Genomic DNA, 21,307 nt, shown 5'->3' with positions numbered 1-21,307 from the left:
TGTTGGAAAAGTGGGGGTGGATTAACCGAGGATGAAGACGACGACCAGCGCCAGGATGACGAGCGTCTCCGGCAGGACTGTAAGAATCAGCCCACGACCGAACATGCTGTCGTCCTCGGCGATGGCGCCGACCGCTGCGGCACCGATCCCACGCTCTGCATACCCCGAACCGAGGGCGGCGAGACCGACTGCGAGGGCTGCTGCGGCACCGGCGGGAATCGCCGGGGCGGCCGCGGACGTTCCATCTTGCAGTACGACGTTAGCGATGAGTGCGAAAGTTTCCATCATTGTTTTAGGTTCCTGTCTGCGGTTGCTCGTTCCGAACAAGCGTATGTGACCCCACGGAGTTCATAAAACTTCCCAAAACCGTTCGTCAGCACGCTGCATTGGCGTTTTAGCCCCTGAGCGGGGAGGGAGTGTGACGTGATACCAGCCGTCGCTACGAGGTACTGGCAGCCTACTGGGTGCCGGCGGGTGATGATCGAGCGAATCGCCGGACGGCCCGCAGGATCGAACGGCAACGAAAAAGCCGATCGAGCGACTCGGGATGACGATTTCGTGTAGAACGAAGGAAACGTGAGAGCGCCGTCGCGGCGCTTACTCTTCGGTCGTGTAGTTGCGCTCGTAGCCGAAGGGGTTGTAGGACTTGCCCCCGCCCTCGAAGAACTTGCCGAAGAACTCGACGTATTCGAGACGGACGCCCTGCAGGCCGGCGCTCGTGACACCGAGTACGAGCACGAGCACGTGACCGAGCACGAGCACGAGGAGGCCACCGACCACGCCGGCGATGCCCGAGTGCATCAGGCCGCCGAACATGACTTCAGTCACTTCGTGACCGTGGTAGGTCCCCTGTTCGAGCATGTACTGTGGGGAGTGGTCGATGCCGAAGTGCCACTCAGCGCCGTGGCCGCTGTCGACGACGTACACACCGAAGAAGAGGAGATTGACCACGAAGGCCATCCCCGCCTTGGCTAGCAGCACGGCGGCCAGTCGGGTGTACGACAGGACGTTCACGAACACGTTCAGGAACTCGACGACCTCGATGGGGTCGGCGAGTGCGAGCAGGACGAGTCCGACGAGGAACACGGCCAGCCACGCCGAGAACGGCGCGCCGAGTCCGGGGATCGTGAACAGATCGAACGCCGGGAGGCCGGTGAATCCGAGCGCGAACGGATGTCCGGCGAAGATCCCTTCCTCGGCGGTGTAGAGGAAGTTCGGCGCGGCACCGTTGGCACCGGAGAACACCCACGCCCAGAGTCCGAACATCATCAGGAGCCACGAGCCACTCTCGGTGATCGCGTCCCAGAGACCGTGGCCGAGATTCTCGACGAAGTCGAAGATCCAGCCAGCCGCGAGATGCAGCATGCCAGCGAGCAGGCTGATCGTCAGCCACGCGATGGCGTAGTCACCGAACGCGGGCTGGAGTCCCTTGTGTATCGGCGGGTCGCCGCCCCAGACGATTTCACCGAGCTGGTGGAGCCCGAAGAACTCGCCATACAGGACGCCAAAGAGCGCCGTGAATCCGCCGGCCCACATGGTGACGCCACCGAGACTCTTCAGCACGTCGCTGTCCATCTTCGAGTACAGGCCAAAGCCTGCGAGGAAGTAGAGAATCCCGTACCCAAGGTCACCGATCATGAACCCGTAGAACGCCGGGAACGTCAGGAAGAAGGCGACCGTCGGGTCGAACTCGCTGTATTTCGGTCGGTTGACGACCTCGACGAGGTCCTCGAACGGCTTGACCGGGCCGGGGTTGTCCTGAATGACTGGCGGCTCGTCGTCGCTCATCGTCACGAGTCCGCCGTCGGCGACTTTCTGGCCTTCCTCGGTGCTCGTCTCCTCGGCGGCACCGCCGGCGTCGGCCTGTGCCGTGGTCGTCGACGCCTCGGTGGCTGCACCACCACTGCCGCCGTGCTCGACTTCCTCCGACGAGTGGGCGTGGCCGTGGTCGTCGTACTCGGCGACTTCGAGTTTGTCCACATCGACTGCCTCGCCGACTTCCGAGCGGATCGTCTGCTCGAAGGTGTCGTACTCGGCGTCGGGAATCCAGCCCTCGGCGATGAAGGCGTTCTCCATCGTCGCGAACGTCAGCGGTGCCTCGCGCTTCTGGACCTCGATCGCGAGTTTCTCTTCGGCCGCCAGCAAGAAGCCGGCGACATCGAGGCGCAGGTCTTCGAGTTCGTCCTCGACGGTCGAGAGATTGGATTCGAGTTGCTGTTTCTTGTGGACGAGTTCCTCGCGGTAGGATTCCGGGTCGGTCTCGCCGGCGGGGATCGTCAGTTCCGAGAACGTAGTCCCGAGAATCGCGTCCTGTAGCGTGTCGCGATCGGTCTGGCCGAAGATCGCAACGACGTCGTCCTCCGTGAAGGTGTCGTAGGTGTCGACCTCGCTGTCGGCCAGTTCGGCTTCGATCTGATCTGCGTCGCCCGTGCCGACGAGGACCGACAGAGAGTCGTAGCCCCGGAGCAGGTCCAGATCGATCCCGAGTGTGACGAACGGATCGATCGTGTCGATCTGTTCTTCGACGTCGCGCAGTTCGCGTTCGAGTTCGTCACGGCGGTCGTCGAGTTCGTTGACTTCCTGCCGGATCTCTTCGAGTTCCTCGTCGAGCGCTTCGTCGGTCACCAGTCGCGTCGGTCCGGCGTCGGCCGCGTCGACGTCGAGGATCGACTGGAGCGAGCGGACGGTGACGAGCTTTTCGGATGCAGAGTCGGAGCCTGCGATCGGGTCGCCGGGTTCGAACCCCTCCCAAGACCCGTCGTACTCGGTGACGTGAAGCATGCTGAGGTCGTGGACCGCGTCGACCACGTCGTCCATGACCCGTTTCGATCCCGTCACCGAGACGCGACTCATTCGCTCAGGTCTGAGCATGTACCGCCTCCTCGAACAGGTCTGTGACGTGGTCGATCACGTCCTCGGTCCGTTCTTGGGCGCTGGCTTCGAGTTCCTCGCGGGCTTGCTGGCCCTCTTCGAGGATGGTTTCGCGCTCGGCCTCGATCTTCTCACGAGCCGATTCGAGACGGTCTTCGGCGTCCGCCTCGGCTTCCTCGCGCGCGGCCGAACGAATCTCATCGGCTTCGGCGTGAGCGTCCGAGATCCGCTCTTCTCGGTCCTGCTCGGCCTCGTCGACGATTTCGTCGGCCTCCTGTTCGGCCTCCCTAATTCGGTCGAGAACTTCTGGCCGTGGCATCTTCTAATCGCCTAATCGTTGCTTCAGGGGCTATTTGGTAGTTGCGAAGTTAGAGCGAGTGAATCGTCTGCAGAAGTGCGAGTCATGGTATGGGGTCGCACGCCACGGCCAAACACCGGTCGCGGGAACGACGATCCGAGGCAATTATGCCTGCCAAGTCCTAACGCCGTACAATGGGAGTCCTCGAGAACAAGTCGCGCGCGCGGACGTTCTACAAATACCTCTCGAAGGTGTACGACCAGATCAACCCCTTCATCTGGAACGAGGCGATGCGCGACGAAGCGATCGCCAAGCTCGACATCGGTCCCGAGGACCGCGTGCTCGACGTGGGCTGTGGGACCGGCTTTGCCACCGAGGGGCTACTCGAACAGACCGAACGCGTCTACGGACTCGACCAGAGCGCCCACCAATTAGAGAAGGCCTACGCCAAGTTCGGTAAGCGCGGGCCGGTTCAGTTTCACCGCGGCGACGCCGAGCGACTCCCCTTCGCCGACGACACCTTCGACGTGGTGTGGTCGTCGGGATCGATCGAGTACTGGCCCAATCCCGTCGACGCACTCGTTGAGTGTCGCAGGATCACCAAACCGGGTGGGCAGGTCCTGATCGTCGGTCCCGACTACCCGAGCCAGACCGTCTTCCAGAAACTCGCCGACGCGATTATGCTGTTCTACGACGAGGAGGAAGCGGATCGGATGTTCGAGGACGCCGGCTACACGGACTTCGAACACATCATCCAACAGAACCGGCCGGGCAGTCCGCGCGCGATCACGACGATCGCACAGGTTCCCGAACGATCGTAACGTGACTCGCGGTTAGCCGGCAACTGTTCGAACCGTCGCAATCCGAGTGTTCTCTGCGTGTATCCCGACAGTAACGCGGTCGCCAGTCTCGGGAAGCGGCGCGTTCGTCCCGGCCAGTCGGAGGGTGGCACGCTCGCCGGCCGACCAGACTGGATCAGCGCCGCTGTTGAGCGGGCCGGTCGGCCCGCCTCGATACCCCGTCGCGGCGAAGAAGGGGACTGGTGGCTGGTGATCGAGTGGCTGTCCAGCGACCGTGATCCGGAGAGCAAGCCCGTGCGTATCGAGTGTGTCACCTCCTCGGTGGCGAAGCGTCAGAGTGGCACGCTCCGCGTCGGCCGTCAGCGAGAACGACGCCATCGGCGGCTGAGAGGGGGTGTCCAGTGCGACAGCAGCCGTCCCGACGGCGGTCGCTAGCAGGATCGTCAGTGCGACCAGTAGTGCCACGCCGACGACCGGCGTGGTGGCCCGGTTCGTGATCTCCGGTGGGCGCATGTGCCCCGGTGGGACCGTGTTCTGATTTGAACGTCAGGGTGGGATACGGACCTCGACGAGACCCGAATCGGTACGCACCGAAAGCGGGACGCCAGGACGAGGTTCGACGAGCCAGAGCGACCCATCAGCACCCGTTCGGCCGACACGATCACCCGAAATCGACACCGTAGCGTCGAGTGGCTGACCGGTCGCGTTGTCGACGACCGTCACGCTCATCGGCCCGGTCTGGTAGGTGCGGTTTATTTCCACGGCGACGGAGTCGTTGTGCTCGGTGATGGTGTCGGTGACCGGGACGGCAGCGACCGACTGGCGCTGTGTCTCGCGGAAGACGTTCGTCGTCCCACCGTCGAGATACGCGGTCAGATCGCCACTCGTGTACTCGGCCCGGAAGCGGTAGATGCCCGTCTGACCGAGTGCCTGTCCCGACGGAGACGTGTCGTTCGAGACCCACGGATACAGCTCGACGCCGCGGCGGTTTGCGGCATTGACGAGATAGAGGTCGCTCTCGCGGAACTGGTCGGTCGCGTCGGGACGGCGCTCGTCGGCAAGGTACGTCTCACGGAAATACGAGTCGTCATCGACCATCGCGAGGCTGTAGCCCGAGTCGGACGTTTCGACGTAGATTGATTCGATCGCTTCGCCGCCCGCGATGGCACGAGCGGAACGCTGTGCGACCGGCCCCTGAAGTACTTCGAGTTCACCCCTGAGGTTTTCCAGTCGCGTATCGAGCGAGCGCGGCAGCGAGTAACTCGACGTTCGTGCGACGTTTTTGATGCGTCGGACGATCGCTGCGACTCGCTCGGCCTCCGCGTCGATGAGTGCGAGCGACCGGACGAACGCCGCCGTCGAGTGCTCGCCATCGGCGAACGCCTCGATCACGGCTTGGCGTCGGTCACGGAGTTCCGCCGTTCGTGCTTCGGCCCGGCGAGTGTGGCCGACGATGATCTCGTCACGCTCACTCGACTGCTGGGTGCCGTAGAACCGGTCCTGGAAGGCGGTCTCCTGATAGTTACTGCGCAGACTCTCGGCGTCGGCTTCGATCGCCGTGGCAACGTCGACGGAGACGCCACTGGACGTCGTCGTCGTCACGTTGTCGGGCGAGATCGAGGCGTAGCTGGCGAAGTCGTCGACCGGTTCGATCACCGGCGAGGAGTCGTCGAACTGTGTCGGTGCCGGTCGGTCATCGACTGGCAACAACGCTGTCGACCCTGCTGGGATCGCCACCGACGCGACGAGGAGGAGGGCGAAGATTGAGACGGGGGCGGAACGCATCATGCCGTCGTACAGCCCCGAACCACAAAAATCCCTCTCTTCGATCAGCACCGGATCACGGACGCAGAATAGCCGAGACGTTTCAACGGCGCCGTTGACGTTTTATCCTGTGATGGAAAGCGTTTTCCTCTCGGGAAGCACAGACCACAGACGAAGATGTCTCACCGGCTACGTGCCGCCCACCTCGCCCTCCTCCTGGTGGCGCTCGCAGCGCCAGTTGCGGCCAGTAGTGCACTCGTCGACGGCGCAAGTGCCCAGCAACTGACGGCCACGCCGTCAGACTCACCACCAGCGGGTCACACCACGATCGAGATCCAGCTCACGTCGAACAACGACGTACACTGGCAAGTAACGACGTACTTCAACGTCACGACGGCACAGGATCGGGCGAGCTTCAACGAGACGGCAGAGCGATTCACAGGCGGTGAGACGGATATCCTCGGCCTGTCCGCGTTCAGGCGCGCCAGTGGCGTGGCGAGCGACGCGACCGGCCGAGAGATGAATATCACGGATGTCAGGCGGACCAGTGACGGCAACAACGGGTCGCTGACGCTCGCGTTCACCTGGACCAACTACGCACGAAGCGAGGACGAAGTGCTGTACGTCGACGACGTGTACAACACCTCCGACCGATGGCTGAGTGGGCTCGAAGCCGACCAGACGCTCGTCGTCGAACTGCCACCGGACGCCGGTGTTCGGAGCGCTCCCAAGCGAGTCCAGAACGGCCGCATCGTCTGGCAGGGACCGACGACGTTCTCGGACGGCGATCTCGAAGTCGCGTACAGTCAGGGCACGACGACAGTCCCGCCGGACTCGCCGGAGTCGCCGACATCGCCGTCGCCCGACAGTCCGGGTGGCCCATCGGAACCCGGCGACGAGGGTGACGGCAACGCCATCCTCTGGGGTGGCTTCTTCGTCGTCGGGCTGGGAATCGCCGTCCTCAGCGTCTACATGCTCTCGGTCCGTGACGGCGACCCGTTCGACGGGGCGACGACGGCAAGAGAGCCGTCCGAAGTGGACGAGGACGAGCCACCGGCCGCCACCGTCCCAGCGACCGACTCGCCAGACTCGGCCGACAGCGACGAGGGCGACGACGAACTCGACGAGGAACTGCTCAGTGACGAGGAACGCGTCGAGCGCCTGCTCGAACGGAACGGAGGTCGGATGAAACAGGCCAACATCGTCAAGGAGACCGGCTGGTCGAACGCCAAGGTCTCACAGTTGCTCTCGGCGATGGCCGAGGACGGCCAAATCGACAAGCTCAGGATCGGTCGGGAGAACCTCATCTCGTTCCCGGACGAGGACGTGACCGATATCGAGGACTGATCTGTTCGCGAGGGCCGTGCACCGAGAGACGGTACCACCAGTCGATCGAAGACGTCGGACGAACGAGCAAACAGTGGTCGCGTGGTTGGACGTTCGGAAACGTTTATTCACCGGCCGGTCCCACTGCGTGGTATGAAAATTCTTGTCACAGTCAAGCAGGTGACAGCCGTCGACGACGAGTTCGAGATCGACGGGCTCGAAATCGACGACCGGTACGTCACGGCCGACCTCAACGAGTGGGACGAGTACGCCGTCGAAGCGGCGGTCCAGCTTTCCGAATCGCTCGACGACGTCGAGGTCGTCACCGTGACCATCGGTGACGCCGACACCGAAGAGACCATTCGGCAGGCGCTCGCGAAAGGGGCAGACCGGGCTGTCAGAGTCTGGGACGACGCGCTCGCTGACGGCATGCTGCTCGACCCGGCGACGAAGGCCCGACTGCTGGCTGCCGTCGCGCGCGAGGAAGAGCCTGATCTCGTCCTGACCGGCGTCCAGTCGGCCGACGACAGCCTCGGGGCGACCGGACTGACGCTGGCCGAACAGTTGGGTATGGAGTGGGCGGCCGTCGTGAACGCCCTTGATGTAGACGCCGAAGAGGACATCGCCCACGTCCACCGTGAACTCGAAGGCGGCGTCGAGGAACTCACCGACGTACTGCTCCCCGCCGTGTTGACGATCCAGACCGGGATCAACGATCCACGCTACGCCAGCCTCCGCGGGATTCGACAGGCCCAGAGCAAGCCCCTCGATGTGAAGGGACTCGACGATCTGGGACTCGGAGCCGACGCGCTCGCGAGTCCGCTGGAACAGACCTCCCTGTACGAACCCGAAGCCGAGGGCGAGGCGACGCTGTACGAGGGCAGCGCCGAGGAGACAGCCGGTGAACTGGCTGGCCTGCTGCGGGAACGGGGGGTGGGCCAATGACGGTGCTGGCCGTCGCCGAGCACCGCCGGGGCGAGCTCCGTGACGTGAGTCACGAACTCCTCGCTGCCGGGCGTGAACTGGCCGACGCGACCGACGGCGACCTCCACGTCGCGATCATCAGCGGTCCCGTCGAGGAGTACGCAGACCGGTTGAACCGCGAGGGCGTCGACGTGATTCACACCGTCGACCACGGCGAGGAGTTCAACCACGACGTGTACACACAGGCTCTCGCCCAACTGACCGACGCCATCGATCCAACGGTCGTGCTCATGCCCAACACGGTCAACGGTCTCGACTACGCACCGGCGGTCGCGAGCCGTCTCGGCCGCCCGCTCGTGACCGACGCGGTCGATCTTGCCTACGACGACGAACTGACCGTCACCCGGGAACTGTACGGCTCGAAGGTCGAGACGACCATCGACGTTCACGCTGAGCAGGCCGCCGTCACGCTCAGGCCCGCCGAGTGGCCGGCCGCCGAAGGGACCGGTGACGCCAGCATCGAAGCGTTCGACGCCGACATCGACGAATCACAGGTCCGCTCGACGGTGACGGGCTTTCAGGAGGTCGGCAACGGTGACGTGGACATCGCCGACACCGACGTGCTGGTCTCCGTGGGTCGGGGCATCGACGAAGAGGAGAACCTCGATCTGGTGCGGGACCTCGCCGACGCGCTGGGTGCGACCCTCTCGGCGTCGCGCCCGATCATCGACAACGGCTGGCTCCCCAAGGACCGACAGGTCGGCCAGTCGGGCAAAGTGGTGACGCCGGACGTGTACATCGCCATCGGCATCTCCGGGGCCGTCCAGCACGTCGCCGGCATGAAAGGCGCGGAGACCATCGTCGCCATCAACAACGACCCCAACGCACCGATCTTCGACATCGCAGACTACGGGATCGTCGACGACCTGTTCGAGGTTGTACCGGCGCTGACCGAGGAGTTCGAGTAGGCATCCGGCGAGCGACGCGAGGCGGTTCACCGGTCCGAACGAAGTGAGGACCGGCCTTTTTCGCCCACGTTTTTCGTGCGAGTGGTCGGGAGCGCAGCGAGCGACCCGACGCCGAAAAAGGTGGTATCGGTCCGTCAGCCTCAAGCGCCCCCACTCCTAAGCGCCGACACATGGAGTATCTGCAGCGGCGTCGGGACCGCGTCGAGGAGCGACTGGAGGCGGTACTCGACGCAGTCGAACCCGACGAACTCGCCGAGGAGGTGCGCCACGTCGCACTGGCGGGGGGCAAGCGGGTCCGACCGACGGTGACGGTGCTGGTCTGTGAGGCACTCGGGGGCGATCCGGCCGACGCCGTCGAGTTCGCGGTCGGCATCGAACTCGTCCACAACGCCTCACTCGTGATCGACGACATCATCGACGAGTCCGACGTACGCCGTGGGACGCCCTCGGCGTGGGCGGCCTTCGGCCACGGGCCGGCGATCATCGCCTCCGACGGCTTGCTGGGCGAGGCCTTCGCCCTGTTTTCTTCGGACGAGCGCGCGATGCAGGCGGTGACCGAATCGATGGTCGAACTCGGCGAGGGCGAGGCGACCGAACTCGTCAGCCAGCCCACCAACGAGGCCGAGTACATGGAACTGGCCCGTCGCAAGACCGGCGCGCTCTTTCGCGCGGCCGCAGAGCTGGGGGCGATCGCCGCCGACGCCGACGCCTACACCGTCGAAGCCTTCGGCCAGTACGCAGAGCGCGTGGGCGTCGCCTTCCAGATGCGCGACGACGTACTCGACGCGACCGCCGACGCAGAGAAGCTGGGCAAGCCCGCCGGACAGGACGCCGAGATGGAACGTCCCTCGCTCGTCGAAGTGACCGAACTGACACCCGAGGAGGCAAACGAGCGCGCCCGCGCCGAATCCGACACCGCACTCGAAGCGCTCGCGACCGTCGACACCACAGACACACAGGCCGTCGAGTACCTGCAGGACCTCGCCGAATTCGTCGTCGTTCGGGAGCGGTGACGAGCAGCGGAGGCTAAACGAAACGGACTGTCAGCGGCGGTGAGGAGCGCAGAGAAGGTCTCGAAAGCCCTCGGACCGTTCCAGTCCCGCGGTTCGCTGCGCGCGCTTCGCTCGCTGCGCTCGCTCCAGTGCTTTCGTCACCGGGGTTCCCGGAACGCTCCTCGCCCTTTCATCCACCAGGACAGAGACTGACGGACAATCTACGAGCCTGGCGGATGAAAGGGCGAGGCGGGGTCGTCGGTTCCCCGACGAAGCAAGGACCACAGCGAGCACCGCGAGCGAGGACCGTAGCGAGGCGCGGAACCACGAGCGCGCCGAGGGCTTTCGAGACGGTGTCCGCTCCAGCGAGCGCTCGGGCGTTATCACTCGGTTCTGCTAGCCGTGGAAGCGATACAGCGAGGTGACGTAGGGCAGGCGATTGAACATCCAGATCGCCACGGGGATGCCGATGATCGTCAGCGAGAGGGCGGCTGCGACGTTGGCCCACAGCCACGAGAGCCACCAGCCGACGAAGACGAACCAGACCGCGCGCACGACCAGCGAGTGCTGGCTGCTCTCGTCGCTGTCTGCGAGTGATCGAGGTTCGGCCAGTGTCAGGGCCGTCGGGACGAGGTTGATGAGTTTGATGCCCAGTGGAATCAGGATGATCGTCACGTTCAGCAGCCACGCGACGTTGACGAGGATCGGCGTGAGCCACCAGCCCACGAAAACGAACCAGAGGGCGCGCACGAACAGGGAACGCTGGGTCATATCGTGCGATACGCCGGAGGACGGTATAGGGCTGTTGCCAAGTAAACGCAGTTCTTATGCGCAGGCTGGAACTACGACGTTCCAATGGAAGTACTCGCGACGGTCGGGCTGCCCGGCAGTGGCAAGGGCGAGGCCGCCAACGTCGCCGACGAACTGGACGTGCCGGTCGTGACGATGGGCGACGTGATTAGAGCAGAGACGCGGGACCGCGGTCTCGACCCGGCGACCGACCACGGGACGGTCGCGAAAGCGCTGCGTGAGGAGAACGGACCGGCAGCCATCGCCGAGCGGTCGCTCCCGCTGATCGAGGCCGAACTCGAATCGAGCGACGTGGTGCTGGTCGACGGCGTCCGGTCGGACGTGGAGGTCGACGCCTTCGAGGACGCCTTCGGTGACGACTTTTCGCTGGTGAGCATCGAAGCGCCCTTCGAGGTTCGGAAGGAGCGACTGGCCGAACGCGGTCGTGATAAGGGTGCCGAAGAGGGCGGCGAGTCCCTCGAAGAGCGCGACGAGCGCGAGCGTGGCTTTGGCATGGACCAAGCGATGGAGCGGGCGGACGTGACCATCGACAACACCGACACGCTGGCGACGTTCCGGGCGAAAGTACGGACACTCCTGACCGACGGCGTCGAGAGCGACGACCAACAGTACGATGACTGAATTCCCCAGAGAACGATGAGCACAGTCTACAGTATCGACGTGCAGGTCACCGCACCGGTCAACGACACCGAGGTGACCGACCGCGTCGCCGACGCGATCACGAACATCTTCCCGACGGCCGAACCGACGTTCGCCGACGGCGAACTCACCGCCGAGATTCACGACCTGAGTCACCTCTCGGAGCTACTCCACCGCGAGGAGATCCTCGACACCGCACGCGGCGTCTTCTTCGAGCATCTGCGCAACGACACCTTCTCGTTCGACCTGAAAAAGCAGGCTGCCTTCGAGGGCCGGATCAACTTCGCCGTCGGCGGTCCCTCCGAACTGGGCGATATTCACGTCCGCGTGCAGGTCACCGAGCCGTCGGCCGAGGCCTTTATCGACGCCATCGCGCCGCCGACCGAGGACGGGGCCCCGATCGAGATGGACGGGACGTGACACACGTGTCAGTCACGACCGCCGCCTGCTTCGATCTCGACGGAACGCTCGTCCAGTACGAGCGAGGGTTCGACGCGATCCTCGAATCCGTGTTCGAGGCGGAGCTGGGGACAGCGAGCGCAGCGATGGGTGAAGCCTACGACGAGGGATTTTTCGCGGCCTTCGAAGCGGTCGAACCGGAACCCTACCACGCCGGCATGGCCGCCGCGCTCGACGCCGCCGGTCATGCCGACGGCGAGCGGATCGATTCGCTCGTCGCGGCCCTGCGCGAGGCGGAGTTCGCGGCGACGACGGTCCCCCCGGCCGTCCACGACTGCCTGTCGGAACTGGCCGACGACGACGAGACCACCGTGGTCGTCCTGACCGACGGCGTCGGCGACTGGCAGCGCGCCAAGATCGACCACCACGACATCGACCGGTATCTTGACGAGACGGTCGTCTCGTACGACGTTGGCGGGCACAAGACCAGCGGCGAACCGTACGCCGCGGTCCACGACCGCATCGCTGCCGAGGAGTACGTGATGGTCGGCGACAGCTACGAGGCCGATGTCGAGGCGGCCCGCGAAGCCGGCTTCGTCCCGATCCACTACGAGGACGCCGACGTGGACCTGTTCGAGACGTTCACCGCGATGCTGTAGCAGTTCGGATACTTCTGTCGTCGGTCACTCGTCCAGTCCACTGACGAAGATGGCGACGGACTCGCCGATCTCACGCGTGCGCGAGAGTCGGACTTCCTCGACCCACTTGACCCACTGGAACCCCCGGCGACCGGGCGCGACCAGTCGCAGGGGTGCGCCATGAGCGTGACTGAGCGGGTCGCCGTCGACGTGGGTCGCCAGCAGCGCCTCGCGGGCTTCTTCGATCGGAAGCGACCAGCGATAGCCCGTCACTGAACGGAACTGCACCCACCGGGCGGCGTCGTCGGGGTCGACGGCGGCGAGCAGATCGGCGACGGCGACGCCCTGCCAGTCGTGCTCGGAGTACCAGCCACTCGTACAGTCCAGCAGCGCGCGCTGTTCGCTGGCCTGCTCGGGAGCGTCGAACGCGAAGTCCTCGGTCGTGAACGTCGCCGGCGTCTCGACGCGGCCCGTGACCGACAGCGTCCAGTCGTCGGGATCGATCGGGTCGGGATCGTCGGCCATCCAGCTAGTGGCGGGAAAGGCGTTGCCGTCGTCGCTGCCGTCCTCGCGCGACCCGGTGAATCGCCGATCCGCACCGGCGGTGTCGAACACGTCGTTGACGGCACGCTGGCCCCGCCACGCGACCGCGGCGACGCCCATCACGCCGGCGAACTGCAGGGCCGTGCGACGGTCACGGTTCGGGACCGCTCGTGGGTCGTGGAACCGATGGCGGAGGTGGAGCAAGAGGACGATCGGGACGAGCAGGCCGACGCCGATGTGGAGGTTCAGCAGTCCCCACCCCCAGAGAGCGACCGTCCCGCCGAAGACCCACCAGACCCCCGTCGCGAGGGCCGTGAGAGCGGTGACGGCCAGCAGTATCGAGAGGACGCGCGGCCCGGTCAGCCGGGACGGGGCGACCCGCGGGGCGACCCGGCGGAGTTTGAACGCGAGCAGGACGATCAGCGCGACGGCGGCGATGGCGTGGAGATCGAACACCCACGCTCCCGTCGGCCGGCCGACGACGAGGCTGTAGAGGCCGGTCGCGAGGATGACGGCGACGCTCGCGGCGAGGCTCCAGTCGAGGACCCTCGGGCCGGGTTCGAGCGCGGAGACGGCCGCACGGATAGCGTGATCCGGCCGGCGCATGTGCCAGCTTAGGACTGGACGTGCTTGTGCATGTCGCGCTAACAATCGTCAGAACGAGCGCGCAGCGATGGTCGAAACCGACGCGTGGCTCGGAATCGGGCACCGAGGGATCAAGGAAACGCCCGAGAATGATTCACAAAGCGTATCGCCCACACAGTCGACAGGGCTGCCCACAGCGATGGCAAAGCGGACAGCACGGCGACGATTGCTCGCCGGAATCGCGACTGTTTCACTCGGAGGATGCCTGTCTCTGGGCACAGAACCGAAGGGCAGCCGTCTTCCACGGCCGCTGATCAACAACCGCGATACCGAGCCCCACACAGTCGATTTTCGCGTTACGTGGGAAGGTGAAGAAAGGCTCGACCAGACCTACCAGATCGCCGCCGACGATCCGACAGACAGTCAGATTCCGGGGGCGCTGCCAGAAAAGACGTGGCCCGATGAAGCGGGACAGTTCACCGTCTCGGCGCGTCTGTCCGGCCACGAGTGGCAGACGGTCGATCCCGCGGAGTACGGGTATCCGGACTGCTTCAGCGTCGTTGTCCAGATCGCTCCGAGCGGGACACTGGGACTGTTCTCGACGCAGAACGAGATTGCGTGCCCCAGAATAACGAGTACACCACTACCATCCGAGTGAACGGACCCTCGTGTCCCAGATGGTCGGTTCAGTACGACACTTCTGCGACGACGGTCCCGTTTGCGGCCGTGAGAGTGGCGGTGTCGCCGCCGTTGTTCCAGATGGGGCCGTCGTTGCGGTAGAACGCGGTCGCGGTGTCGGTGCCCGACCCGGAGTAGAGTCGGACAGAGCCGTTGGCGGGGATGGTCGCGTTCGGCGGGAAGGTGTAGGTGTGGTCGGCTTCGTCGGTGATCGTCCAGTTGCCGATGGCGAGGGGGTCGCTGGTGGGGTTCGCGAGCACGACGAACTCGCCGTTGGGGTTCTCGCGGTCGTCACCGGGGGCGTCGGCGACCACGCGGAGGTGTAGTCCGTCGGCGGCGGTCGCGGCGTCGGGGTCGGTGCAGGCCCAGAGACCACGGCGCTCGTCCTGTGCGCTGGCTTCGAGGTCGTAGAAACGTTCGGCCAGCGAGAACGAGGAGTCGTAGACGCGAGCGTGGCCCGCGGCGACGAGGCGTTCGTTGAGGTTCGTGCCGTCGACGACGACGTAGGCCAGCAGGCGCTGGTAGCGGTCCCGGCGGTCGGTGTCGGGATCGACCGCCAGCACGGCCGGTTTGTCGGCCGCGAAGCGTTCCAGCGCGCGGGTGGCGTCGTCGGCCGCGGTCGCGAGACAGGCCCGTCCGGCCGCAGAGTCGGGCACGCCCTCGAACTCCTCGGGACTGGTGCCCCCGCGGGTCTCCGGCGTGTCGATGCCGACGAGACGGACGGTGTCGGTTTCACCGTCGTCGTAGCGTACCTCGACCGTATCGCCGTCGACGACGCGGACCACCGTCGCGTTCAGGCGCTCGCTGTCGGCCGGGACAGCATCGCCGGGAGCGGCCGGGGTGGTGTCGGCCGGCGTCGAGGGGACGACCGAGACACAGCCAGCGAGGAGTGCGAGTGTAACGACGAGTCCCACGAGGAGATGACGAGCCATTCGTCACGGACCGAGACGGTGCGGGGAGAAAGCTTTGGTGTCGCCGGGAGACGTGTCACCCGAGATGACTGTTTCACTCACCGCCAGCGATGTGATGCAGACACCGGTCGTGACCGTGTTCCCGGCGACTCAGCTGGCCGAGGCCGCCAGACTGCTCGACGAGCGCGGGATCGGGTCCGTGATCGTCGCCGAGGACGACCGACCGGTCGGGATCGTCACCGACGCCGACGTGGTCCACCAGTTCGTCGTCGGCGCGGCCCGGGAGACCCCCGTTCGAGACGTGATGCAGACGCCCGTGGTCACGACGACGACGGATGCGTCGATCGACGACCTCGCGGCGACGATCCGCGAGGAGCGGGTCAAGAAACTCCCCGTCTGTGACGCCGACGGCTGTCTGGCTGGCATCGTCACCGCCGTGGACCTCTCGTACTACATCCCGACGCTGGCCCGCCTGCGGGCCGAAGAATCCGAACGCTCGACCCGTCGGCGTGACGGGACAGCAGAGACAGCCTACGAAGACGAGACGTGGGAGTTCGAGAGTTTCGGCACCCACGACGGCCAGATCGACGTGGGCGACAGCGTCACCTTCACGAAAGTGATCGACGAGGGCGACGTGCAAGCGTTCGCCGACGCCAGCGGCGACACGAACCGTCTCCATCTCGATGCCGGGTTCGCCGAGCGGACGCGCTTTGGCCGCCTCATCGCTCACGGGACGCTCGTCAGCGGCACGATTAGCGCCGCGCTCGCGCGCTTGCCCGGCCTGATCGTCTACCTCTCGCAAGAAGTCGCGTACAAGACCCCCGTCGACATCGGCGAGCGAGTCAGCGCCCACTGTGAGGTGACGGAGGCACTCGGCGGGGATCGGTATCGCCTGCTGACCGAAGTACTGGACGAAGACGATGCCGTCGTGATCGAGGGCGATGCCGTCGTGCTGGCCGACGAACTGCCGACGTAGCGTTCGAGCCACTGCCGGGACGTGAACCGATGGTCTTCGCGGGGACCCGTCACGGTGCCAGCAACACCGCGACCGCGGTGGCGATGAAGACGATCTTGAGGACGGTGTTGACCGCGATCACTTTCGACCCGAAGTCGGCCCCCCAGATGCCGTACTGGAAGGGGATCGACCGCTTGAACGTCGAGAACGCGAAGGAGACGATCCCGCCGACGAGCATCGTCGCGACGGCCTGTCGGACGGTGAACGTCCCGTTCTCGACCAGCGGCGCGGTGACGATGGCCCCGTTCGTGGTGTCGATTGCGTAGACGGCGACGACGCCGACGGCGGCACTCGGCAGACCCACGATGCCGGTCAACGCCCCGATCGCGTCCGTGATCGACGGGACGAGCGTGTCGAGACCGGTCCCGCTCGCAGCGGCGACCACGTCGACCAGCGCCGGAATCTCCTGCCAGTCGACCAGCACGGCGACGACGGCGTAGATCGCGAGCAGGCGCGGCAGGATGTCACGGAGTTTCTCGGCGGTCGATTCGGCTGCCTCGCGGACCTTCTCTCGCGCGCTGTCGTCCCCGTCAGTCGGGTCCTCGACGTCGGGCATCCGGCTTCGGTCGACGTTCCGATCAGAGAGCAAGAGTGCCCCGGCGAGGATACCCACGACCGTGATCGCCAGTGAGATCGCGGCCCGCGCTCCGACGTACAGCAGGCCGACGCGCAGGCCAAGAATCGGGATCAGTACGGGCGCGTAGAAGGTGAAGATGTGCTGGGCGAACCCGAAGAACGTGTTGATGGTGACGGCCACGAGCGTCGCCCGATCGTCCAGTACCCCCGATTCGCGGAACTCCGCGAGCATCCCGTAGCCCGCCGTCGGCGAGGCGGTGGTCGCGAGGATGGCCGTTCCGACCTCGCGCGGGAGATTCGCGGGTTCGGTGAGGTACTTCGAGAGGGCGGCGATGTACTCGACGACGCCGAAGGCGACGGCAACGTTCGCGAGGAACACGCCGGCCGCGAGCGCGACGGCGATGGTCCCGACTCGTGGGAGGACGGTCCCGACGAGAAGGTCGGCGAGCGGGCCGGCGAACTGGCTCGTCACCTGCACGTTCAGGGGTCGGGGAGAGACGAGCAAAGGCGCGTCGATTCTGACGTGGCCGTCAGGGACCTGCCGGCCTCACGTAAGGACCCGATAGACGCCAAAGAGGACCAGCACGCCCAGCACGTCACAGACGTTCGTGACCACGGGCACCACCACGTCGTCGGGGTCCAGCCCGTAGCGGTAGGCGACGTAGGTCGTGATTACCGTGACGACCACGGCGAGGACGGCGAGAACGAGCCCGCTCAGCGAGGCGACGGCGACGACCGTGACGAGTCGTAATCCCGTCTCCCCGACGGCCGCTGTCAGGCCCCACGCACTGGCCCCGACCAGCGGGAAGACGGTCACCGAGAGCGCGACCGTCGCGACGGCGTTGCCAGCGAGTCGGTCGTCCGTCGGCGAAAAGGAGAGCAAGCCGAGGTGAAACGCCGTCGAGAGCCGCGCGGCCAGCACGCTCCCGAGGTTGCCGGCCATCCCGATCGTGACGGGCACGAGCAAGAGCAGCGACGGCGCGGCAAGCAACGTCGCCTCGAACGTATCCAGCACCAGCCCGCTCACCAGTTCGATTCCGGTCAGAACGAGCAACAGCGGCAACATCGTCCGAACGATCCCGCGTACGGTCCACTCGCTGGCGTACTCGACCACGCTACCCACCCCCGAGTGCGAGGACCACACGGGCGGCCACGAGCATCGTCGCGATACCGACCACGTCGCCCGTCGTCGTCACGACCGGCCCCGCCAGCGTGTCGGGGTTCAGCCCTCGGCGATAGCCGACGAGGACCACGGTGACGACGGCGACCGTCAGTAACAGCCCGGAGATCAGCCCCGCAAGGAGCGCGATCGCCACCAGCGTCAGTAGGCCAGCCACTGGCTCGGCGAGTACGCGCAGGACGACGACCGCGAGCACCGCCGCGAAGCCGCTCACGAGGACGCCGTTTGCCAGCGCCGCTGCGACGGCGGCGTTGAGTCGGTCGTCACCCACCCCGAGGTTCGGCTCGATCACCCCCTGATGGAGCGCCGATCCGAGTCGCGCCCCCAGCGAGCCATAGACGTTGCCACGGGTCGCAAGCAGTGCCGGGACCAGCACGAGCAGGCCGGGCACGGCCGCCAGTTCGGCTTCCATCCCGACCAGCACCAGCCCCGCGAACAGACCGCCGACCGCGCTCAACACCAGCACGGGCAGCGTCTCCCGGTAGGCCTCGGCGGCGACCTCGCGGACCGTCATTGGCGGGCGAACGGTCGGGGCCGGCAAAAACACCGGTGACTCGGTCAGCAGGTAAGCGAGTCCAGCGAGACCGGAAGCGATGTACATTTTTTCGCGTGCGGTGTAGCGGCTCGTATGCCGACGCCACGCTTCGTCCAGCAGCCCTATCTCTCCGTCTTCTTCGGTGTGGCGTGTCTCCTCGCGCTCCGGGAAGTCCTCGCGCGCCGCCTCTGGCGACCCGACACCGACACCGCGCTCGAACGAGGGTCCTTCGGCGTGCTCTGGGCGACGACGGCCCTCGGTACGGCGCTTGCGTTCTCCGTTCCGTTCGTCGGCATCGGGAACCGCTTCCCGCCCGTCCCGGCGTTCTGGCTCGGTATCGGCGTGATGCTCGCCGGGTTCGTGCTCCGATTGACGGCTATGCTGGCACTGGGCGAGCAGTTCAGTCACGCGGTCGCGATCAAGGACGAGCACACGGTCGTCGAGTGGGGTCCCTATCGATACGTTCGCCACCCCTCTTACACCGGCGCGGTAGTGACGTATCTCGGTATCGGGATCGCCACCGGGAACGTCTTGAGCATCGTCACCGCGCTCTCGGGTGCACTCCTTGGCTTTGGCTACCGGATCACGGTCGAGGAACGAGCACTCCGTGTGCAATTAGACGAGTACGAGACCTACGTCGAACGGACACCGTATCGACTTGTGCCCGGGGTGTGGTGACTGCGAGAAACGGCGCGACCGGAGTCAGTCGCCGAACGGACCGCCACCGCCGCCGCCGAGACCGCCCATGCCGCCGCCGGGGCCGCCGCCCTGCTGTTGCATCTGTTTCATCATCCGTTCCATGTCGCCGTCGCCCATGCCCTGGAACTGATTGAGCATCTGGTCCATCTGCTTGTGCTGCTGGAGCAGTTCGCGGATGCGCTCCTCGGGCTTGCCCGAGCCACGGGCGATGCGTTCTGTCCGGGACTTGCCCACGACACGGGGGTTCTCTAACTCTTCTTCGGTCATCGAGTCCATGATGACCTCGAAGTCACGCATTCGTTCCTGGGTCACGTCCATGGCGTCGTCGGGTAGCTGGTCCATCAGCCCGCCACCCAGTCCGGGGATCATGTCCATCACCTGATCCAGCGGTCCCATGTTGTTCATCGCCTCCATCTGCTTGCGCATGTCCTTGAGCGTGAACGACCCCTCCATCATGTTCTCGGGGTCCCAGTCCTCGTCCTCGGCCTGAGTCTCCTCCATCGCGCGCTCGACGCGCTCTGTCAGCTGTTTGAGGTCGCCCATTCCGAGCAGCCGGGAGATGAAGCCCGACGGCTCGAAGCGCTCGATGTCCTTGACAGTCTCACCGGTCCCGAGGAAGGCAATAGTGGAGTCGGTCTGGTCGACCGCCGCCAGCGCGCCCCCACCTTTCGCCGTCCCGTCGAGTTTGGTGATGGCGACGCCGTCGATGCCGATTGCGTCCTCGAACTCCTGGGCCTGATCCTTGGCCGACTGGCCCATCGCGGCGTCGATGACGAGCAGGTTTCGGTCGGGCTGGACTTCCGCACCGATGCGCTCGATCTGGTCGATCAGTTCCTCGTTCAGGCCGTCGCGGCCGGCCGTGTCGACGATGCGTACGTCGGCGTCCTCGGTCGCCGCCAGTCCGTCGCGGGCGATTTTCACGGGGTCGTCGGCGTCCTCGTCGCCGTAGAACTCGACTTCCGCGCGTTCGGCCATCTGCTTTGACTGGTCGTACGCGCCGGGCCGGTCCGTGTCGGTCTGGATGATCGCCGGGCGCAGTCCCTTCTTCGAGAACCACCACGCCATCTTGGCCGCGGTGGTGGTCTTCCCCGACCCGTACAGGCCGGCGAGCATGATCGTCTGGCCCTCCAGCGGGATCTCGGCCGACTCGCCCACCAGATCGACCAGTTCCTCGTAAACGATGCGAAGCACCCAATCCCGCGGCGTCGTGCCGGCGGGTGGCTCCTCGTCGAGGGCCCGCGACTTGATGCTGTCCGAAAGGTCCTGAACGAGGCCGACGTCCACGTCGGCCTGCAACAGCGACCGCTGAATCTCCTTGACGATGTCCTGCACGTCCTCCTCGGAGATGCGGGACTTGCCACGGAGATTGTCGAGGGTTCCCCGAAGGGAACTACCCAAATCGTCGAGTACCATTTGCTCACCGATACGCGACCACGGCGTTAAAGGCTTTGTCTGCTGGGTCGTCACGCGCAGTTCGGCGACCGCCCGACAGCTACAAACCACAACCGAACAAGCTACCCGCTATGTCCTACCACCAGATCGATCCCGACGACCTCGACGCGACCGAGGACTACCCCTGCGACCGCCGTGCCGTCTCTGACGACGCCGAGACGACGCTCCTGCACCTCGCCCAGTACACGATGGCACCCGGCGAGCAGCTCCCTCGCGTGTACCACTCCCATCGCCAGCGTGAGGAGGCGTTCGTCGTTCTGTCTGGGACACTGCACGTCGAGACGCCCGACGAGGAGTACGTCGTGCCCGACGGCGAGGTGTTCGTGGCGGAACCGGAGAGTCCCCACCGCGCGTACAATCCCGCGGATGCCGACGGGGACGTGACCGTGATGGGGACCGGCGCACCGAAGACCGATCCGGCGATCCCGTACGAGCGAGAGGGCTGAACTAGAACGTATCCATCAATAGGAAGGCAACGAACACGCAAATCAAAAAGGCAGCGAGGAGCATGACCGCAGTCCCCACCCAGTCAGGAAACACTGACAGATCCGGTGCCATCGGCTTTGTCGTCCTGTCCGTCATATGGCCGTATTGTCATCGGTAAGACAAGTGCTTTGGGACTGGATCGCTTTCTGGAGACGATGCCGATGGACGCCTTTTCGGGTACGTCGTTCCCACGGAGCGAACTTGACGCCGAACGAGCG

24 protein-coding genes are annotated in these 21,307 nt (G+C 65.5%); 12 read left to right on the top strand and 12 right to left on the bottom strand.

Going from position 1 to position 21,307, the window contains the following annotated elements:
• Window positions 1-21: 21 nt before the first annotated feature.
• From AC5FRW_RS00790 to ahaH, 3 genes are all read right to left on the bottom strand, one after another.
• Window positions 22-288, bottom strand: coding sequence for a F0F1 ATP synthase subunit C (locus AC5FRW_RS00790; protein ID WP_493566510.1), 267 nt, complete (start codon window positions 286-288; stop codon window positions 22-24).
• 309 nt (window positions 289-597) lie between these two features.
• On the bottom strand, window positions 598-2,871 hold the full coding sequence (locus tag AC5FRW_RS00785) for a V-type ATP synthase subunit I (protein ID WP_493566509.1): 2,274 nt from the start codon (window positions 2,869-2,871) through the stop codon (window positions 598-600).
• A complete protein-coding gene (ahaH, locus tag AC5FRW_RS00780; RefSeq protein ID WP_493566508.1) occupies window positions 2,858-3,190 on the bottom strand; it encodes an ATP synthase archaeal subunit H in 333 nt (110 codons plus the stop codon). Before ahaH ends, AC5FRW_RS00785 begins: the two co-directional genes overlap by 14 nt.
• A 173-nt stretch (window positions 3,191-3,363) precedes the next feature.
• Here ahaH and AC5FRW_RS00775 point away from each other — a divergent pair, with 173 nt between their 5' ends.
• The gene (locus tag AC5FRW_RS00775; protein ID WP_493566507.1) at window positions 3,364-3,990 is read left to right on the top strand and encodes a methyltransferase domain-containing protein; all 627 of its coding nucleotides are present in this window, start codon (window positions 3,364-3,366) and stop codon (window positions 3,988-3,990) included.
• Window positions 3,991-4,002: 12 nt separating this feature from the next.
• Here the strand turns inward: AC5FRW_RS00775 and AC5FRW_RS00770 are convergent, their stop codons facing one another.
• On the bottom strand, window positions 4,003-4,482 hold the full coding sequence (locus AC5FRW_RS00770; protein ID WP_493566506.1) for a type IV pilin N-terminal domain-containing protein: 480 nt from the start codon (window positions 4,480-4,482) through the stop codon (window positions 4,003-4,005).
• 33 nt (window positions 4,483-4,515) lie between these two features.
• Window positions 4,516-5,754 carry a DUF7096 domain-containing protein gene (locus tag AC5FRW_RS00765; protein WP_493566505.1) on the bottom strand — a complete coding sequence of 413 codons (1,239 nt, stop codon included), beginning with the start codon at window positions 5,752-5,754 and terminating at the stop codon, window positions 4,516-4,518.
• A gap of 156 nt (window positions 5,755-5,910) precedes the next feature.
• On the opposite strand from AC5FRW_RS00765, the gene AC5FRW_RS00760 reads away from it, so the two are divergent.
• The 4 genes from AC5FRW_RS00760 to AC5FRW_RS00745 all read left to right on the top strand — a co-directional run bounded on the left by AC5FRW_RS00760 (window position 5,911) and on the right by AC5FRW_RS00745 (window position 9,964).
• Window positions 5,911-7,080, top strand: coding sequence for a helix-turn-helix transcriptional regulator (locus AC5FRW_RS00760; protein ID WP_493566504.1), 1,170 nt, complete (start codon window positions 5,911-5,913; stop codon window positions 7,078-7,080).
• Between the two features lie 132 nt (window positions 7,081-7,212).
• Window positions 7,213-8,004 (top strand): electron transfer flavoprotein subunit beta/FixA family protein, encoded by a 792-nt coding sequence (locus AC5FRW_RS00755; RefSeq protein WP_493566503.1) that lies wholly within the window; start codon window positions 7,213-7,215, stop codon window positions 8,002-8,004.
• The gene (locus tag AC5FRW_RS00750; RefSeq protein WP_493566502.1) at window positions 8,001-8,951 is read left to right on the top strand and encodes an electron transfer flavoprotein subunit alpha/FixB family protein; all 951 of its coding nucleotides are present in this window, start codon (window positions 8,001-8,003) and stop codon (window positions 8,949-8,951) included. The genes AC5FRW_RS00755 and AC5FRW_RS00750 overlap by 4 nt, the downstream gene beginning before the upstream one ends.
• 170 nt (window positions 8,952-9,121) lie before the next feature.
• Window positions 9,122-9,964, top strand: coding sequence for a polyprenyl synthetase family protein (locus tag AC5FRW_RS00745; RefSeq protein WP_493566501.1), 843 nt, complete (start codon window positions 9,122-9,124; stop codon window positions 9,962-9,964).
• Between the two features lie 375 nt (window positions 9,965-10,339).
• Here AC5FRW_RS00745 and AC5FRW_RS00740 read toward each other — a convergent pair whose 3' ends face one another.
• Entirely contained in the window at window positions 10,340-10,714 is a 375-nt protein-coding gene (locus AC5FRW_RS00740; RefSeq protein ID WP_493566500.1) for a YccF domain-containing protein, read from the bottom strand.
• An 84-nt stretch (window positions 10,715-10,798) separates the two neighbouring features.
• On the opposite strand from AC5FRW_RS00740, the gene AC5FRW_RS00735 reads away from it, so the two are divergent.
• The 3 genes from AC5FRW_RS00735 to AC5FRW_RS00725 are packed head-to-tail and all read left to right on the top strand — an operon-like array spanning window position 10,799 to window position 12,450.
• A complete protein-coding gene (locus AC5FRW_RS00735; protein ID WP_493566499.1) occupies window positions 10,799-11,374 on the top strand; it encodes an AAA family ATPase in 576 nt (191 codons plus the stop codon).
• Window positions 11,375-11,389: 15 nt separating this feature from the next.
• The gene (locus AC5FRW_RS00730; protein ID WP_493566498.1) at window positions 11,390-11,812 is read left to right on the top strand and encodes an RNA-binding domain-containing protein; all 423 of its coding nucleotides are present in this window, start codon (window positions 11,390-11,392) and stop codon (window positions 11,810-11,812) included.
• Window positions 11,809-12,450, top strand: coding sequence for an HAD family hydrolase (locus AC5FRW_RS00725; protein WP_493566497.1), 642 nt, complete (start codon window positions 11,809-11,811; stop codon window positions 12,448-12,450). The genes AC5FRW_RS00730 and AC5FRW_RS00725 overlap by 4 nt, the downstream gene beginning before the upstream one ends.
• A gap of 24 nt (window positions 12,451-12,474) precedes the next feature.
• Here the strand turns inward: AC5FRW_RS00725 and AC5FRW_RS00720 are convergent, their stop codons facing one another.
• A complete protein-coding gene (locus AC5FRW_RS00720) occupies window positions 12,475-13,578 on the bottom strand; it encodes a molybdopterin-dependent oxidoreductase (RefSeq protein ID WP_493566496.1) in 1,104 nt (367 codons plus the stop codon).
• 67 nt (window positions 13,579-13,645) lie between these two features.
• On the opposite strand from AC5FRW_RS00720, the gene AC5FRW_RS00715 reads away from it, so the two are divergent.
• Entirely contained in the window at window positions 13,646-14,215 is a 570-nt protein-coding gene (locus AC5FRW_RS00715) for a hypothetical protein (RefSeq protein ID WP_493566495.1), read from the top strand.
• Between the two features lie 28 nt (window positions 14,216-14,243).
• Here the strand turns inward: AC5FRW_RS00715 and AC5FRW_RS00710 are convergent, their stop codons facing one another.
• A complete protein-coding gene (locus AC5FRW_RS00710) occupies window positions 14,244-15,167 on the bottom strand; it encodes a lamin tail domain-containing protein (RefSeq protein ID WP_493566494.1) in 924 nt (307 codons plus the stop codon).
• A gap of 64 nt (window positions 15,168-15,231) precedes the next feature.
• Between AC5FRW_RS00710 and AC5FRW_RS00705 the strand changes: the two genes are divergently transcribed.
• A complete protein-coding gene (locus AC5FRW_RS00705; RefSeq protein ID WP_493566493.1) occupies window positions 15,232-16,122 on the top strand; it encodes a CBS domain-containing protein in 891 nt (296 codons plus the stop codon).
• Window positions 16,123-16,171: 49 nt separating this feature from the next.
• Here the strand turns inward: AC5FRW_RS00705 and AC5FRW_RS00700 are convergent, their stop codons facing one another.
• The 3 genes from AC5FRW_RS00700 to AC5FRW_RS00690 form a co-directional block, all read right to left on the bottom strand.
• Window positions 16,172-17,209, bottom strand: coding sequence for a nucleoside recognition protein (locus AC5FRW_RS00700; protein ID WP_493566943.1), 1,038 nt, complete (start codon window positions 17,207-17,209; stop codon window positions 16,172-16,174).
• Window positions 17,210-17,284: 75 nt separating this feature from the next.
• On the bottom strand, window positions 17,285-17,803 hold the full coding sequence (locus tag AC5FRW_RS00695; RefSeq protein WP_493566942.1) for a magnesium transporter: 519 nt from the start codon (window positions 17,801-17,803) through the stop codon (window positions 17,285-17,287).
• Between the two features lie 49 nt (window positions 17,804-17,852).
• Window positions 17,853-18,431, bottom strand: coding sequence for a magnesium transporter (locus AC5FRW_RS00690; protein ID WP_493566492.1), 579 nt, complete (start codon window positions 18,429-18,431; stop codon window positions 17,853-17,855).
• Window positions 18,432-18,545: 114 nt separating this feature from the next.
• On the opposite strand from AC5FRW_RS00690, the gene AC5FRW_RS00685 reads away from it, so the two are divergent.
• A complete protein-coding gene (locus tag AC5FRW_RS00685; protein ID WP_493566491.1) occupies window positions 18,546-19,130 on the top strand; it encodes a methyltransferase family protein in 585 nt (194 codons plus the stop codon).
• Between the two features lie 24 nt (window positions 19,131-19,154).
• Here AC5FRW_RS00685 and AC5FRW_RS00680 read toward each other — a convergent pair whose 3' ends face one another.
• Window positions 19,155-20,564: a signal recognition particle protein Srp54 gene (locus AC5FRW_RS00680; RefSeq protein ID WP_493566490.1), complete on the bottom strand. Its 1,410-nt coding sequence runs from the start codon at window positions 20,562-20,564 to the stop codon at window positions 19,155-19,157.
• A gap of 110 nt (window positions 20,565-20,674) precedes the next feature.
• Between AC5FRW_RS00680 and AC5FRW_RS00675 the strand changes: the two genes are divergently transcribed.
• Entirely contained in the window at window positions 20,675-21,049 is a 375-nt protein-coding gene (locus tag AC5FRW_RS00675; RefSeq protein WP_493566489.1) for a cupin domain-containing protein, read from the top strand.
• Window positions 21,050-21,307 lie beyond the last annotated feature (258 nt).

The organism is Halomicrobium sp. HArcht3-1 (assembly GCF_058933345.1).
Note: the sequence above shows the minus strand (reverse complement) of the source record. Positions and strands in the feature narration are given on the sequence as shown.